This window comes from Sphingomonas sp. R647, from assembly GCF_020177055.1.
Lineage (GTDB): Bacteria > Pseudomonadota > Alphaproteobacteria > Sphingomonadales > Sphingomonadaceae > Sphingomonas.
This window is the reverse complement of the sequence record NZ_JAIQXT010000003.1, coordinates 484684-500595: the sequence shown is the minus strand read 5'-3', so window position 1 is coordinate 500595 and position 15912 is coordinate 484684. Positions and strand designations below refer to the sequence as shown.

The following is a 15912-nucleotide window of genomic DNA, read 5'->3' as shown; positions in this document are numbered from 1 at the left end:
AGACACTGTCCCCCTCGGCCGCAGCGTTAGCCGATCCACGCGCGTGATGCCACATGCTTGCGCTGGGGCGCGCGGCATCGCATCTGGCGGCAATGGAACTGGTCGAAGGCATCGAATGGCGCGTGTCCGAAGGGCGCGTCCCCTACCCGCAAGCGTTGGCGGAAATGGAGGCGCGCGTCGCCGCGATTCAGGCGGGTGAGGCGCGCGAGCAGATCTGGCTGCTGGAGCATCCGCCGGTGTACACTGCGGGCACCAGCGCCGACCCGGCGGAGCTGATCGACCCACGTTTTCCGGTGTTCGCCACCGGGCGTGGCGGGCGCTACACCTATCACGGGCCGGGGCAGCGCATCGGCTATGCGATGCTAGACCTGTCGCGGCGCAACAAGGACGTGCGCTGCTACGTCCACGCGGTCGAAGGCTGGGTGATCGCGGCGCTAGGCGAACTGGGCATCAACGCGTTCCGCGCCGAGGGACGAATCGGCATCTGGACGCGCGATGGCGGCGAAGATGCAAAGATCGGCGCGATCGGCGTGCGCGTGCGGCGCTGGGTGACGATGCATGGTTTTGCGGTGAACCTTGACCCCGACCTGGCCGATTTCGGCGGGATCGTCCCCTGCGGCCTGCCGGAATTTCCGGTGACGAGCGCGGCGCAGCTTGGAAAATCCATCTCGCCTGCAACCTTTGACGCGGCCCTGGCGTTTGGGTTTCCTGCCTTTCTTAATTCCGTGGGAGGAGCGTGCGCGCGCTTGCCCAACAGCGGGGCTTGAGGGCGTGGCGCGAAGCGTTTAGTATCTGACGTGGCGCGGGGATTTTGCGGTATGCCGCCCCCGCTTTTTATCTAGGGAGCCCAATTTTATGCGTGCACTTTTCACCAAGGCCGTTTCCGTTTCGATGGTCGCCAGCGCAGCGCTGCTCGTTTCGGCGTGCGGCGGCACCACTGAGAACACCACCGACAACACGACGGTCATGGACGCGAACACCACCGATGCAGGCATGATCGACGGCACCGTCAGCGACAACATGACCATGGTCGATGGCGCCACCGGCAACGACACCGGCATGGCCGGCGACATGATGGCGAACGACACCATGGGCAACGGCATGTAATCTGCCGATCGGCAATTGCGTGTTTGAAGGGGCCGTCCGGGCGACCGGGCGGCCCTTTTGCATAGGTTGCAGCACATGGCGTCCCGCCTGTCCCACGGCAGGGCGCGGCCCCTTGCGCCGCCGCAACGACTCCGTGCCAAAAACCACTTGGGCGCGGCGGCAAAACTCCGTAACCCAACCCGGACAGGGTTCGAGAGGGTTGGTTGATGTTCGTTTCGCGTCTGGTTTTCTCGGCTGCCTTGGGTGGCGCGATGTTCGCAGCGGCACCGGCATCCGCACAATTTTATTTTAAGGCCCCGGAAATCGGCGCGCCGCGGATCACGGGTGCGGAAACCGGCATGCTCGCCTCGCCATTGCCAGGCGCGACGCCAGCTGAATTGCGGGCGGCGATGGTTTGGAACCTGCGCGCCGCGCTCAACGTCGCCGCGCTGCAGTGCCAGTTTGGCCCAACGCTGCTGACCCTGCCGAATTACAACACGATCCTGCGCGACCATAAGGTCGAGCTGAACAACTCCTACACCGTGCTGACCAAATATTTTGCGCGGACGCACAAGACGCCCAGGGCAGCCCAGACCGCGCTCGATCAATACGGCACGCGCGTCTATTCGAGCTATTCGGCGGTGCATGCGCAGCTGACCTTCTGCCAGACCGCCGACACGGTCTCGAACGCAGCGGTGTTCACCCCGCGCGGCAATTTTGGCGAACTCGCGGCCGACCAGCTGCCGGTAATCCGCAACAGCCTGGTGCGCTGGGGCGAGCAGCAATTCCCGATGCGCTACCCGCTCGCGGCGCAGTTCACCTATCCGGAGTTCGCGAACGAGGATTGCTGGGACAAGGGCGGCTACGTTCCTGCACGCTGCGCACCCGGTGCGAAGAAGAGGAAGCGGCGCTAAGCCGAATCGGTTAGCGAAGCCCCAGCGTCTTGTGCGCCTGAAGCGTCAGGCGCCAGCGTGGGCGCTCCAGCGCGAAATCGACCGCCGCCTGAATGTTGGCGGCGGCACTGGCATCGTCCATCGGCTGGATCAGAAAATGGGCAAAGTCCCATTGCTCGATCTCCGCGACATCGTTCCCCGGCTGCGGCCACACCAGCTTGAGTTCGTCGCCGTGGCGCTGGACCACTTCGCTGCCCGCCTTGGGGCTGATGCAGATCCAGTCGATGCCGGGATGCACCGGCAGCGTGCCATTGCTCTCGATCGCGATGCGAAAGCCGCGCGCGTGCAATGCTTCGACCAGCGCGTCGTCGACCTGAAGCATCGGCTCGCCCCCGGTCAGCACGACGAAGCGCCGCTCCGCCCCTGCCCCCCAGAAACCGACCACTGCATCCGCCAGCGCATCGGCATCGGCGAATTTACCGCCGCCCAGACCATCGGTGCCCACAAACTGGGTGTCACAAAATTTGCAGATCGCCGTCGCACGATCCTGCTCGCGGCCCGACCATAAATTGCACCCGGCGAAGCGGACGAACACTGCGCGCGCGCCAGCATTCACCCCCTCCCCCTGGAGGGTCAGGAACATTTCCTTGACCGCATAGCTCATGACGATGCCCTCAGACCGCTACCGCATAGCGGGTCGGATCGGGGATCCCCGCCTCCTCAAAGCCCTTGGCGCGCAGGCGACAGCTGTCGCAGCGACCACAATGCACCCCACCCGGCGCGGGGTCGTAGCACGACCAACTGAGCCCGAGGTTGAGACCAAGCTCGGTGCCCTTGCGCACGATGTCGGCCTTGCTCATCGCGACGAGCGGCGCCTGAATGCGGAACGGATGCCCCTCGACCCCCGCCTTGGTGGCGAGTTCGGCAAGCTTTTCGAACCCGTCGATAAATTCCGGGCGGCAATCGGGATAGCCCGAATAATCGAGCGCATTGACGCCGAGATACAGGTCGCGCGCGCCCATCGCCTCGGCCCAGCCGAGCGCGAGGCTGAGGAAAATCGTGTTGCGCGCGGGGACATAGGTGACCGGGATGTCCGGCCCGACGCCGTCCTTGGGCACGTCGATATCGGCGGTCAGCGCCGACCCACCGAACAGCGAGAGGTCAAGCGGCAGGACGATGTGCCGCTCCGCCCCCAAAACGGCAGCGATCCGCCGCGCCGCGGCCAGTTCGACCTGATGGCGCTGGTTATAGTCGATCGAGAGTGCAAGCAGGCGGTGCCCGTCGGCACGCGCACAGGCAGCAGAAACATAGGAGTCGAGTCCGCCCGACACGAGGGCGACGGCATAGCTGGCTTCGGTCATCCGCTCTGCGCTACCGCCTTTGCCGCGGTGCGGCAAGGAAGCGGAATGCCCCGATCAGCGGCAGGGGCCGGTCCGGCGCCCCTCATATTCGAACGAGAAGGGCAAGCCACGGCTGATCCCCTGGCTTTCCAGCCGGATCAGACGGGGTGTCTCGACCACGACGCGGGTCGCGCCGTTGCCGATCCCGGGACAGCTATAGGTGATCCGCCCGCCCAGCGATCCATCCTCGACCACGAAGCGCGTGCACGCCGCGCCGCGATGGTGCAGCTGGAGCAGCATCTGAGGGTCGGTGACGCAGATGCTGCGCGACGATCCGTCGGCGGCCCGCAGCGTCCACTCGCCACGCTCGATCTTGCCCAGCGCGGTAAGACCGTTGTCGGCACGCATCGCTGCGCTCCCGGCAGCGAGGGGAGAAAGCAGCGCGACGGTAGTCGCAAGGGCGCGAAGCATTTTCATTTCATCGCTCCTCTAGCACGTTTCACCTGTCAATTCGCTGACGATTTCGGTCACGCAAAGCTGTCGAGCGCGATCGGGAATTTCTTTGCACAAAATGCGCAATCGACCGTGATGAACCCGTCTTCAGCCATGTCGGCGCGATCCTCGACCGGGAATTTGGCCAGCACCGATCCGATATAGTCGGGATCACAGCGACAGCCGCGGGCAAGATCGCCGCCGGACTGGACGCGCACCTCATCCTCGTTGAACAGCCGCCACAACAGGGTCTCGAGCGACGTCGCCGCATCGGCCAGTTCATCCTCGCCCAGCGTGCTCGCCAGCGCCTCGACATGCTCCCATTCGGCATGAACCTCGCGCGCGTGGAGCCGTTCGCCGCCTTCCTCGCCCTCGGGAAGGTGCTGGAGGAACAGGCCGCCGCCGATGCACTTGCCCGCCGCATCGTGGCCGACGCCGAGCCGCACCAAGGTCGGGATCTGCTCCGACTGGTCGAAATAATTCTCCGCCGCCTCGGCCAGCGAGCCGCCGTCGAGCGGGACAATGCCCTGATAGCGCTCGCCAGTCGTCGCCTGGTCGAAGGTCATCGCCAGATAGCCCTGGTTGAACAGCGCGTAGAGCGAGGGGCTGCTGCCGAGTTCCGCGAGCCGGTCGGCATCGTACTGGACATAGCCGCGCAGCTCACCGCCCTTATAGTCGCACACCATCAGGCTGACGATTCCGCCCTGTGCCTGCGCCTGCAGCGTCAGCTGCCCGCCGGCGTCCTTGAGCGTCGAGCCGAGCAATGCGGTAAGGGTCAGCGCCTCCGCCAGCAGGCGCTCGATCGGCGCGGGATAAGCGTGCGCGGCGAGGATTTCGCCCAGCACCGGACCCAGCCGCGCGATCCGCCCGCGCGCATGGCGCTGGGGAATCGTGAAGTTGAGCGTGCGGTCGAGGTCGGTGGTCATGGCAAAACATCCGTTTGGCCCCGGACCTGATCCGGGGTTGTCGAAGCCCATCGCCCCTTCGCGCCCGTTCGGAAGAAGAGGGAACCGCCCTTCGACAAGCTCAGGGCAAACGGGGTTCGGGGAGCAGCGCAGATAGGGATTCGCGATCCTCCCTTCAACTCACCCGATCGGGCTGCCGATCTGCCCGAAGCACCAGCGCAGCACCGCTTTCTGCCCGTGCAGGCGGTTCTCCGCCTCCGGCCAGATCAGCGATTGCGGGCCGTCGATGACCTCCGGCGTCACCTCCTCACCGCGATGCGCGGGGAGGCAGTGGAGGAACTTCGCGTCGGGCTTGGCCTTCGCCATCAGCGCGGCATCGACCTGATAGGGGGCGAGCGCGGCGAGCTTTGCCTCGGCGTGAAGCTGGCCCATCGAGATCCAGGTGTCGGTGACGATGATATCGGCCCCCGCCACCGCTTCGGCGGGATCGTTGACGCAGGTTGCGCGCCCCTTGCCCAGCGCCATTGCCGCGTCGGGGAGCGAAAAGCTCTGCGGGCATGCAGCGACGACGTCGAAGTGCATCAGCCCCGCCGCCTCGACGATCGAGGCAAGGACGTTGTTGCCATCACCAAGCCAGGCAACCTTGAGGCCGGGCAGCGCCTTGCCATTCTCCAGGATCGTCTGGAGATCGGCGACGATCTGGCACGGATGGCTGTCGTCGGTCAGGCCGTTGATCACCGGAACGGTCGCGTATTCGGCCATTTCGAGCAGCTTGGCGTGGTCGTCGGTGCGGACCATGATCGCGTCGCAATAGCCCGACAGGACGCGCGCGGTGTCGGCCACCGTCTCACCGCGGCCGAGCTGGCTGGTCGCGGCGTCGAGCACGATCGCGCTGCCACCCAGCTGACGAATCGCCATTTCGAAGCTGACGCGGGTGCGGGTCGAGCTTTTCTCGAACACCATCGCCAGCGTGTGGCCGGCGAGCGGGGCGTCGCGATCGACCATCCCCTTGGGCAGCCCGGCGCGGGCCGCCTTGCGCTCGATCGCTTCGGACAGGATCGCTGCGAGGCCGTCAGGACCAGCATCACTCAGCGACAGGAAATTGCGGTAGGTCATTTCAGTTTCCCCCTACGGCCAGGGTTGCTCCCCCAGCGCGCCGGGGGAGCAATTGGCTACGCCGCCTCCGGCATCTTGTAGCTGTGCGCGCCCGCGCTCAGCTTCTCGACCGCCTCGGCGACATGGCTGTCGTCGATAATCAGCGGCGGCAGGACGCGGAACACATTCTCACCCGCCGCGACGGTCAGCAGGCCGTGATGGTCGCGCAGATGCGCCACGAAGTCGCGCGCAACCGCCGGTTCCTTCATCTTGATGCCGAGCATCAGACCCTTGCCGCGAATTTCCTCGAATAGATGGTCGTGGTTGGGGATCATCTGCTCGAACGCCGCGCGCAGCCGATCGCCCATCGCGGTGACATGATCGAGGAAGCCAGGCTCCAGCATCACGTCGAGCACCGCCATGCCCGCCGCCATCGCCAGCGGATTGCCGCCATAGGTCGAGCCATGCGTGCCGAACACCATGCCCTTCGCCGCTTCCTCGGTGGCGAGGCACGCGCCGAGCGGGAAGCCGTTCCCGATCCCCTTGGCGACGGTCATGATGTCGGGGGTAATGCCGTAATGTTCATACGCCCACATCTTGCCAGTGCGGCCATAGCCGCACTGGATTTCGTCGAGGATCAGCAACAGACCGTGTTCGTCGCACGCATTGCGCAGGCCTTGGATGAACTCGGTCTTGCCCGCGGTCATCCCGCCCTCACCCTGCACGGTTTCGACCATGAACCCGGCGGTGGTGTCGTCGATCAGGGCGAGTGCCGCGTCGAGGTCGTTGAACGGGGCATAGTCAAAGCCGGGCAGCAAAGGCTCAAAGCCGTCGCGCATCTTTGCCTGATTGGTCGCCGAAATCGCGCCCATCGTCCGCCCGTGAAAGGCATTGTGGAACGTGATGATCTTGGTCCGCTGCGGGTTGCCGCTGACATAGTGGTAGCGGCGCGCGGTCTTGATCGCGCACTCGATCGCCTCGGCGCCCGAATTGGTGAAGAACAGCGTGTCGGCAAAGCTCGTTTCGACGATGCGTGCGGCAAGCGCCTCGCCCTGCGGCGATCCGTAGAGGTTGGACACGTGCATCAGCGTCGCGACCTGATCCTGCACCGACTTGATGAAGGTCGGGTGGCTGTGCCCCAGCGCGTTCACCGCGATCCCGGCGGCGAAATCGAGATATCGCTCGCCACGTTCGCCAATCAGGTAGCAGCCTTCGCCTCGCACCGGACGCACACCGCACCGTGGGTAAACGGGCATGAGCGGGGTGATCGACACGGGCAGCCTCCTTCAGAAAAGAAAAGGGCGGCCCATCTGCGAACCGCCCTCCCCGAACCCTAGGATTTCGTCCCCGGGGCGTCAACATCATGACGCGACCCGGCGTACTCGCCCCGCCCTTGGCGCAAACCGCTAATGACTTGTCTCGCCACGCGCCGTAAATGAACAGAAACGCGCGACGCAAGCGCGCCGGTAGCGGGCGAAATGCGTCGGGCGAATGGAGAGAAGGGCGGACGCCCGGTCGCGTCCGGCCAAACGCGTGAGGTGTCGATGCGCAGGATCGTCCGGGAATACAGCGCCTGATGCAGCAGCGCCCCCGGATTTCATTGGCACTCGCCTTCGCGATCGGGGCAACGCTGCTTCCGTTCGCGATCCTGGTCGGGTGGTCGTTCGATATCGCGCTCCTCCGCGGGCTCGGCGCGCCGTCGCGTCCGATCCATCCGATGACCGCCTTTTGCTTTCTTTTGATGGCGAGCGCGGGAATTCTCAGTTTGATCGGCTTGCGCCGGCAGGCTCAGGCACTTTTGATTTTTCCGCTTGTTTACCTCCTACTGATCCTGCTTCAGCATCTCAGCGGGCTGGATAGCGGAATCTCGCGCATGCTGTTCGCCGAGACGATGGCGTCGTCAACCGCGCTTCAGCGACCGATCACCCCACTGGGCGCAGTCGCAGTACTTGCCGCGCTGCTGGCCGCGCTTTTCCTGCGAACTTCCAGCTCTTCGATGGCACGCGCGTGGGTCGGACAGGTTACCGGAATCGCGGTCGCGGCGACTCTCCTCCTCCTGACCTTCACCGTTGCCACGCAGTTCAGCGCGGGCGCGCGCTTCATCGGCGTGGCGGCGGCATCGGCCGTCCCCATTCTGCTGTTGTGCGCGTCCATCCTCGCTTCGCTTGAGATGGTGCGGAGCATTCCACACCAGCATACACCGTGGGACACCCTGCAGCGGATCCAGCCACTGATCATTGTGTGCTCGGTCGTACCGGCGCTTGTCCTGATCGGTCTGCGTCAGCGCGCGGTGCTGTCGGATGCCGAACTGTATTTTCTGATCGCCATGGCCAATCTGGTGGTGCTCGCCGCATTGCTTTCCTACGTCACCCACCGGGCGAGCCGTCAGAACCGGATGCTCGCAGGGGGGGAGGCCAAGCTGCACTCGATCCTCGGCACCGCGCCCGACGCGCTGATCATCACCGGCGACGATCTCGTGATCCGCACCTACAGCGCATCGACGCCGTTGATGTGGCGGTGCGGCGACATCCAGCTGGCGGGCAAATCGCTTCACACCCTGTTCGAGGCGCCGATCGACACGTTCGAGACGCTGGTTCGCACCCCGAGCGGCACGCATGGCGGCGCGACCATTACCACCGGCCGACGCTCTGACGACACCAGCTTTCCGGCCGAGCTGAGACTTGGCATCGCCGAACAGGAGGGCGAGCGCGTCTGCGTTGCCTTCGTACGTGATCTGTCGGAGCGGATGTCGATGGAGGACCAGCTCAACGGCCTGAGCTTCCAGCTGATGCACCTGTCGCGGCAGAACGCGATGGGCGAGCTGGCAGGCGATATCGCGCACGAGATCAACCAGCCGCTGACCGCCGCCACCAACTATGCCTCGACCGCCGCCTATGTGCTCGAGCAGCGCGGCGACACCGACAAGGCGCGGGAGCACCTCAAGGAAGTCAGCACCCAGCTGCTCCGCGCCGGGGGGATCATCAGCCGACTGCGCGCTTTCCTGGCCAATCGCGAGATCGAATTGCGGCGCGAGCCGTTGGAAGCAGTGGTGCAGGACGCCGTCAATCTGGTGCGGATCGGTTCGCGCCGGGTGGCGGGACGGCTGACGGTCGACATCCCGCACGATACCCCACCAGTCTATGTCGATCGCATCCAGATCCAGCAGGTGCTGGTCAATCTGCTGCGCAATTCGTTCGAGGCGTGCGACGAATCGGGGCGCGACGCCCGGATCGACATCGCCGCGCGACCGGCGGGGGATCACCTGATCGAAATCGAGGTTTCCGACAATGGCGCGGGCCTGCCCGAGGGCTTTGCCGAGCGGCTGGGCCAGCGTTTTTCATCGACCAAGGGCGAGACGGGCCTTGGCATCGGACTCAACATATCGAAGCGGATTGTCGAGGCGCATGGCGGCACGCTGGTCGCCGAAAACCGCCAGCCGCATGGCGCAGTGTTCCGCTTTACCGTCCCGGCGCTTGGCGACCTTCCCCAGCTTTAGGGTCTAGCTTTTGATCTTCCAGCCCGAACGCAGCAGCGCGTAGCAGGCGAGCGCCAGAGCGATGTCGAGCGCGAGGATCACCGCGCTGCCCACCAAGATCGGCGAGTCGGCGACGCCGAGGAAGCCGTAGCGAAAGCCGGAGATGATGTAGAAGAACGGGTTGGCGTGGCTGATCGCCTGAAACAGCGGCGACAACCGATCGACCGAATAGAAGGTGCCCGAAAGCAGGGCGAGCGGGGCGACCACAAAATTGGTCACTGCGGCAGCATGATCGAACTTCTCCGCCCAGATCGACGTGAGCACGCCCATCAGCGCCAGGAACAGCGATCCCAAGAACCCGAACCACAGGATCGCCCAGAAATGCGCCGGAGTGACGCTGACGCCGGGCCACAGCGCCATCGCCAGCCACACTGCAGCGCCGACGCAAAAGGCACGGGTCACTGCGCCGCCGCACAACGCCGCGAGCAATTCGCCCGTCGAAAGCGGCGGCATCAGATAATCGACGATCGTCCCCTGAATCTTGCCGACCAGCAGCGAGAAGCTGGCATTGGCGAACGCATTCTGGAGCATGCCCATCACAATCAGCCCCGGCGCGAGGAAGTTGGCAAAGGGAATCGCTGTGTCGCCGAGCGTCACGGTGCGCCCGCCACCACCCAAAGCGACGGTAAATACCACGAGGAATAACAGCGTCGTAACCGCCGGCGCCCACACCGTCTGGAGCTGCACCTTGAAGAAACGGCGCACCTCCTTCACATAGAGGGTCCACAGCCCGCCCCAATTCACGTTACGGATTACCGGAACGCCGGGGCCGGCGATCATGCTTTCGGGCGGCGGGGACTGGTCGGTCATGCAAAGGCCGGTTAATCGCTGCGGCCACACCCGGCAACGGGATTGATTCTTTAGGGACGACAAATGAGCTGGACCGACGAACGGATCGAGACGCTGCGCAAGATGTGGGACAGCGGCCTGACCGCGACGCAGATTGCCGAGGAATTGGGCGGAGTGAGCCGCAATGCCGTGATTGGCAAGGCGCATCGCCTGGGCCTCGCCTCGCGCCCGTCGCCGGTCAAGGCGAACACGGCTGAGGCCAAGGCGGCCCCGGCTCCGGTCGCAGCGCCAGCGCCAAAGCCCGCTCCGGCAGCGCCCGCACCCGCGCCGCGCGCTGCTGCACCCGTCGCCGCCCCGCCGCCAGCCCCCGCCCCGGTCGTCGACGACGAGGACGCGGACGAGGATGAGGCGCCCGCCCCTACCCCGGCTCCGCGCGAAGGCCCGGTGCTGCGTTCGGTCGGTCCCGGCGGCTTCATCCGTCAGAATCCCGGCGAACAGGCCCCGCCGATCGCCCCTGCCCCGCCGCGCCGCCTGGTTCCCGCCAAGCCGAGCAAGGAGATCGAGGGCAAGACCACGTTGCTCGACCTCAACGATCGCATCTGCAAATGGCCGCTGGGCCATCCGGGCGAGCCTGATTTCCACTTCTGTGGCGAGAAGGTGAACCCCGGTTTTCCCTATTGCGTCGGCCATTGCGGTCACGCCTATCAGGCACAGCTGCCGCGTCGTGATCGTCGCCCGCCGCCGCCGATGCCCTATGGTGGCCCGCGCGTCCGTTAAGGCGCGAAAGCGGCTGAACCCTCAATCCGGGTAAACGGTCGCTTAACCACAAAGGCGTAGGTCGGATGCATCATGTATGCTTCCCCCCTGCACCGTCATGGCGCCATCATCAGTCAAGCCAGCCTGGTTCTGGCTGGCGTCGCCACCCTCGCGCTGTGGCCGCCGCGTGAGGGGCCGATGGTCCTGATCGCGCTGGATGGTCGCGATGCCGGTCGGCTGGTCGGGCCGGCGCTGGACGCGGGCGCAGTGCTGGCCGGACGTGGTCCGATGCCCAACATGATCATCGTCGATGGCGTTCGCGCGCGACTCGCGCCGCTTGCCTGGCGCGGCGTCATCGCGCTCGCCGCTCCGCGCGGCCTGTGCGGCCCGGTGAGCGCGGCATGACCCTCAGCGATATCACTTTGCTGCGTCAGCGCGGCGCGACCGTTCTGGTCACCGCCAGCTGGATCAACACCGCCGCCGTCCTGCTGATCAGCCTGATCGCGTCGAGTGACCGGCTGTTCCCGCTCGCCCTGATCGGCATCGCCGCAAACGTGCTTCCGACGCTGGTGGTGCGCCGCCATCGCGTCGATGCGCAGGCGCGACTCGTGATCGCCTCGCTCGCCGCAGTTCAGCCCGCGCTCGTGGTCTATGCGCTGAGCGGTCATGCCTGGCAGATGGACGGGCACATGTATTTCTTCGTCGCACTCGCCGCGCTGACGGTTCTGTGTGACGCGCGCGCGATCCTGTTCGCCTCCGCGCTGATCGCCGTCCATCACCTCGTTCTGCAATATGCCGCCCCGGCCTGGGTCTTCACCGGCGCGGGCGATCTGGGGCGGGTGCTGTTCCATGCGTTGGCGGTGGTGCTGCAGGCGTCGGTGCTGGTCTATCTGACGCAGACCATCCGCACGCTGCTGACCCGCAATGCAGAGGCCCGCGCGCTGAGCGAACAGGCCGCCGCCACCGCCGAGCAGCGGCGCGTTGAGGCCGAAGCCGCGATGCGCGCGGCGGCCGATGCGGCGCGCCGCGAAAGCCAGGAACGCGCCGCACGCGAATCGCTGGCGCGCGAGGCCGAGGCGCAGCGACGCGAGGCCGAAGCCGCGCGGCGCGAAGACCATCGCCGCCTCGCCGAAAGCTTTCAGCAGTCGATGAGCGGGATCATCGCGACGGTCGGTACTGCGGCCACCGAACTCGATCACCTCGCGGGATCGCTCAACGGCGTCGCCCGCCGCGCAAGCCGCGAATCGGGCGAGACGGCGGCAAGCGCCAGCCAGACCTCTGGCGCTGCAGAGACGCTGGCGATCCGCCTGCACGACCTATCCACATCGATCACCGCGATCGCCGCCAGCGCGGATCAGCAGGCACAGCGCAGCGACGACGCCAGCAGCATCTCCGATGGTGGCCGCGGCGCGGTGGTCGCGCTGACGCAGCGTTCGCAAACCATCACCAGCTTTGCCGAATCGATCCACGAGATCGCGACGCGCACCAATTTGCTGGCGCTCAACGCCACGATCGAGGCCTCGCGCGCGGGCGAAGCGGGGCGCGGCTTTGCGGTCGTCGCGCATGAAGTGAAGCAGCTGGCCGGGGAAGCCGCGCGCGCGACCGGCGAAATCCGCCATCTCGCCGATTCGATGCATGGCGGCGCAGAAGTCGCGCAGGACGCACTGTCGGAGATTACCGCGATGGTCGGTGATCTCGCCACTGCGGCCGAGGCGATCCGCGCCGCAGTGGATGCCCAGCGCGAAACAGCAACGGCGATCGATCGGTCGGCGCGCGATACCGCGACGGGTGCGGCCTTCATGGCCGAGCGGGTGCGGGGTGTCGCGGCGATGGCCGGCGAGACCGAGCAGCTGTCCGACCGCGTCGCTGCGGCCGCTGGCGCCTTGTCGCGCACGGCGCGCGCGCTCGATGACTCGACCCGGGGGTTCCTGACGAAGCTGGACGCCGCTTAGATCCCGACGCGAAAAGGGCCGGCGGATTGCTCCGCCGACCCTTCGCTCGCCCGCTCGGGACGCGCTATTAGAAGCGGAACGCCGCCGTTGCGCGCAGCGCGTGGAAGTCGAACTTCTCGCTGCGGCGGAAATCCACGCCGCCCGCCAGCACGAACGGGTTGGTCGCACCCGCCGTGCCGGTACCGACTTCGACACGCGAGTCGCTGTCGTCGTAGCGGCTGTAGAGATACTCCAGGCCGATCGAGAAGTTGCGGCCGAGCTTCTGCTCGACGCCGCCGCCCGCCTGCCAGCCCCAGACCATGTCATCGTCGGTCAGCGTGAAGCTGTTCGCGGTGTTGCTGCTGCTGAAGCTGTTGTCGATCTTGGCATAAGCGCCACCGCCGGTCGCGTAGAACAGCGTGCTCTCGCCCGCGACCATACCGGCGCGCAGACGAAGCGCCGCGTTCCAGTCGAGCTCACGGGTCATAGTGTAAAAGGCCGGGGTGGTGCTGAACGCGCTGACGCTATCGCGCGCTTCGGTCTTGCCGAATTCAGCGACCGCACCGAGCACGAACTTGCCCATCTGCTTGTCGAAGCCGATGCGACCGTAATATTCGATGTCGTCCTTGTCGTTCGCGCATGCGATGTTCGCGCTCGACGTCGCGGCGCCATTGCAGAAGCCCGGCGAAAATGCGTCGGCGCTCGCCGGCGGTGCAGTGGTGACCGTGTCGCCGAACGTCCCGTTGCGGCCCGCGTCGAACTCGATCCGCTCCCCGATATCGTTGTTCTGAACGGTGTAACCAAACGATCCGCCGACATAGACGCCGTCAAAGGCAGGCTCGCCGTCCTGGGCCATGGCCGGGGCAGCAATCAGGGTCAGGGCGGCCGCACCGGCCCCCAGCAGGGTACGCATACGCATCTACAGGATACTCCATTTGTGAACTTGCCGGGGCTTAACGAGGCAAACCGCGCTTCTTTCCCGACCCGTTCCAAATTTCCGGGATCATGTTGCCGTGCAGCAACACCCGCGCTTGCCCCGGAGCATGGGGAGGACTAGCCAGAACAAATGTCATCCGATCTTTTCCAGTCCGGTTCAGCCACTCCCTCCAACAGCTACGACGCCGCCTCGATCGAGGTGCTGGAGGGGCTCGAACCCGTCCGCCGCCGGCCGGGCATGTATATCGGCGGCACCGACGAGCGCGCGCTGCACCACCTCGCCGCGGAGATCATCGACAATGCGATGGATGAGGCGGTCGCGGGCCATGCCAGCCGGATCGAAGTGACGCTGGACGCCGGCAACCGGCTGACCGTCGTCGACAATGGTCGCGGCATCCCGACCGATCCGCATCCCAAATTCCCCGACAAGTCGGCGCTCGAGGTGATCTTCTCGACGCTGCACGCGGGCGGCAAGTTTTCGGGCAAGGCCTATGCGACCTCGGGCGGGTTGCACGGCGTGGGCAGCAGCGTGGTCAATGCGCTGTCGACCGACATGGTGGTTGAGGTGGCGCGCGACCGCCAGCTCTATCGCCAGCGCTTTAGCCAGGGGCAGACGCTGGGACCGATCGAGGCGGTCGGCGCGGCGCCCAACCGGCGCGGCACCAGCGTTGCGTTTACGCCGGATACCGAGATTTTCGGCGAGATGCAGTTCAAGCCCGCGCGGCTCTACAAGCTCGCCCGGTCCAAGGCCTATCTGTTCGCGGGCGTCGAAATCCGCTGGAAATGCGCGCCTGAGCTGATTTCCGACGACACCCCGGCGGAGGCGGTGTTCCAGTTCCCCGGCGGGCTTGCCGACCACCTCAAGGAACAGCTCGGCGCGCGCGAGGGCGCGACGGCGGAGTTCTTCGCGGGGCGGCAGGACTTTCCCGGCGAAGCGCAGGGCAGCGTCGAATGGGCGGTCGCGTGGCCGTTGTGGAGCGATGGCAGCTATAGCTGGTACTGCAACACCATCCCGACCCCCGATGGCGGCAGCCACGAACAGGGGCTGCGGCAGGCGCTGGTGCGCGGCATCCGCGCGTTCGGCGAGCTGGTCGGGCAGAAAAAGGCCAAGGACATCACCGCCGACGACATCATGGTCGGGTCGGAGCTGATGCTGTCGGTGTTCATCCGCGACCCGCAATTCCAGAGCCAGACCAAGGATCGCCTGACCTCGCCCGAGGCGACGGGGATGGTCGAAAAGGCGGTCCGCGACCATTTCGATCACTTCCTCACCGACAAGATGGAGCGCGGCAAGGCGCTGCTCAACTACGTGCTGGAGCGGATGGACGACCGCCTGCGCCGCAAGCAGGAGCGCGAGGTCAAGCGCAAGACCGCGACTTCGGGCCGCAAGCTGCGTCTGCCGGGCAAGCTGACCGACTGTTCCGCCGACGATCCCGCCGGCACTGAATTGTTCATCGTCGAGGGCGACAGCGCAGGCGGCAGCGCCAAGCAGGCGCGCGACCGCAAGACGCAGGCGATCCTGCCGATCCGCGGCAAGATCCTCAACGTCGCGTCGGCGACCAGCGCCAAGATCGGCGCGAACAGCGAGATCGCCGACCTGACGCTCGCGTTAGGCTGTGGCACGCGCAAGGACTGCCAGCCGGACAATCTGCGCTACGAACGCATCGTCATCATGACCGACGCCGATGTCGACGGCGCGCATATCGCGACGCTGCTGATGACCTTCTTCTTCCAGGAGATGCCCGACATCGTGCGGCGCGGGCACCTCTATCTCGCCCAGCCGCCGCTCTACCGCCTGACCGCCGGTGCCAAGAGTCTCTATGCCCGCGACGACGCGCACCGCGCCGAGATCGAGGCGGGGCCGTTCAAGGGGCGCAAGGTCGAGGTGTCGCGCTTCAAGGGCCTCGGCGAAATGAACCCGGGCCAGCTGCGCGAGACGACGATGGACCCCAAGACGCGCAGCATGCTGCGCATCACCCTGCCGCAGGAATATGAGGAGCGCGCAGGCGTCAAGGATCTGGTCGATCGGCTGATGGGCACCAACCCGGCGCATCGCTTCGCCTTTATCCAGGAAAATGCCGCGCGGCTGGACGAGGAAGCGATCGACGCCTGACATGGGCCGGTCCTGCCATTGCGGGGCGGGGCGGCGCGTGA

At 66.0% G+C, this 15912-nt stretch carries 16 protein-coding genes; 8 read left to right on the top strand and 8 right to left on the bottom strand.

The features are described 5' to 3' along the window. The first annotated feature begins 92 nt into the window (after positions 1 to 92). From lipB to K9B35_RS09450, 3 genes are all read left to right on the top strand, one after another. Positions 93 to 767, top strand: coding sequence for a lipoyl(octanoyl) transferase LipB (gene lipB / locus K9B35_RS09460; protein WP_224921575.1), 675 nt, complete (start codon positions 93 to 95; stop codon positions 765 to 767). Positions 768 to 855: 88 nt separating this feature from the next. Continuing rightward, complete coding sequence (locus tag K9B35_RS09455) at positions 856 to 1107, top strand: hypothetical protein (RefSeq protein WP_224921574.1); 252 nt, start codon at positions 856 to 858, stop codon at positions 1105 to 1107. A gap of 389 nt (positions 1108 to 1496) precedes the next feature. Continuing rightward, positions 1497 to 2000 carry a hypothetical protein gene (locus tag K9B35_RS09450; protein ID WP_224921573.1) on the top strand — a complete coding sequence of 168 codons (504 nt, stop codon included), beginning with the start codon at positions 1497 to 1499 and terminating at the stop codon, positions 1998 to 2000. Positions 2001 to 2010: 10 nt separating this feature from the next. Here the strand turns inward: K9B35_RS09450 and queE are convergent, their stop codons facing one another. The 6 genes from queE to K9B35_RS09420 form a co-directional block, all read right to left on the bottom strand. Next, positions 2011 to 2643, bottom strand: coding sequence for a 7-carboxy-7-deazaguanine synthase (gene queE, locus K9B35_RS09445; protein ID WP_224921572.1), 633 nt, complete (start codon positions 2641 to 2643; stop codon positions 2011 to 2013). A 10-nt stretch (positions 2644 to 2653) separates the two neighbouring features. After that, entirely contained in the window at positions 2654 to 3340 is a 687-nt protein-coding gene (gene queC, locus K9B35_RS09440; RefSeq protein WP_224921571.1) for a 7-cyano-7-deazaguanine synthase QueC, read from the bottom strand. A 54-nt stretch (positions 3341 to 3394) separates the two neighbouring features. Then, entirely contained in the window at positions 3395 to 3796 is a 402-nt protein-coding gene (locus tag K9B35_RS09435; protein WP_224921570.1) for a DUF3617 domain-containing protein, read from the bottom strand. A gap of 50 nt (positions 3797 to 3846) precedes the next feature. Beyond that, positions 3847 to 4737 carry an Hsp33 family molecular chaperone HslO gene (locus K9B35_RS09430; RefSeq protein WP_224921569.1) on the bottom strand — a complete coding sequence of 297 codons (891 nt, stop codon included), beginning with the start codon at positions 4735 to 4737 and terminating at the stop codon, positions 3847 to 3849. A gap of 159 nt (positions 4738 to 4896) precedes the next feature. Beyond that, positions 4897 to 5832 carry an ornithine carbamoyltransferase gene (gene argF, locus K9B35_RS09425; protein ID WP_224921568.1) on the bottom strand — a complete coding sequence of 312 codons (936 nt, stop codon included), beginning with the start codon at positions 5830 to 5832 and terminating at the stop codon, positions 4897 to 4899. A gap of 56 nt (positions 5833 to 5888) precedes the next feature. Continuing rightward, positions 5889 to 7085: an aspartate aminotransferase family protein gene (locus tag K9B35_RS09420; protein WP_224921567.1), complete on the bottom strand. Its 1197-nt coding sequence runs from the start codon at positions 7083 to 7085 to the stop codon at positions 5889 to 5891. A gap of 302 nt (positions 7086 to 7387) precedes the next feature. Between K9B35_RS09420 and K9B35_RS09415 the strand changes: the two genes are divergently transcribed. Next, positions 7388 to 9307 carry a sensor histidine kinase gene (locus K9B35_RS09415; protein ID WP_224921566.1) on the top strand — a complete coding sequence of 640 codons (1920 nt, stop codon included), beginning with the start codon at positions 7388 to 7390 and terminating at the stop codon, positions 9305 to 9307. Between the two features lie 3 nt (positions 9308 to 9310). Here the strand turns inward: K9B35_RS09415 and K9B35_RS09410 are convergent, their stop codons facing one another. Continuing rightward, positions 9311 to 10156, bottom strand: coding sequence for an ABC transporter permease (locus K9B35_RS09410; RefSeq protein ID WP_224921565.1), 846 nt, complete (start codon positions 10154 to 10156; stop codon positions 9311 to 9313). Positions 10157 to 10219: 63 nt separating this feature from the next. Between K9B35_RS09410 and K9B35_RS09405 the strand changes: the two genes are divergently transcribed. From K9B35_RS09405 to K9B35_RS09395, 3 genes are all read left to right on the top strand, one after another. Beyond that, positions 10220 to 10912 (top strand): GcrA family cell cycle regulator, encoded by a 693-nt coding sequence (locus K9B35_RS09405; protein WP_224921564.1) that lies wholly within the window; start codon positions 10220 to 10222, stop codon positions 10910 to 10912. 72 nt (positions 10913 to 10984) lie between these two features. Continuing rightward, the gene (locus K9B35_RS09400; RefSeq protein ID WP_224921563.1) at positions 10985 to 11296 is read left to right on the top strand and encodes a hypothetical protein; all 312 of its coding nucleotides are present in this window, start codon (positions 10985 to 10987) and stop codon (positions 11294 to 11296) included. Then, positions 11293 to 12843: a methyl-accepting chemotaxis protein gene (locus K9B35_RS09395; RefSeq protein WP_224921562.1), complete on the top strand. Its 1551-nt coding sequence runs from the start codon at positions 11293 to 11295 to the stop codon at positions 12841 to 12843. The genes K9B35_RS09400 and K9B35_RS09395 overlap by 4 nt, the downstream gene beginning before the upstream one ends. A 67-nt stretch (positions 12844 to 12910) precedes the next feature. Here K9B35_RS09395 and K9B35_RS09390 read toward each other — a convergent pair whose 3' ends face one another. Next, a complete protein-coding gene (locus tag K9B35_RS09390; protein ID WP_224921561.1) occupies positions 12911 to 13741 on the bottom strand; it encodes an outer membrane protein in 831 nt (276 codons plus the stop codon). Between the two features lie 147 nt (positions 13742 to 13888). On the opposite strand from K9B35_RS09390, the gene parE reads away from it, so the two are divergent. Beyond that, positions 13889 to 15871: a DNA topoisomerase IV subunit B gene (parE, locus tag K9B35_RS09385; protein ID WP_224921560.1), complete on the top strand. Its 1983-nt coding sequence runs from the start codon at positions 13889 to 13891 to the stop codon at positions 15869 to 15871. Positions 15872 to 15912: the final 41 nt, after the last annotated feature.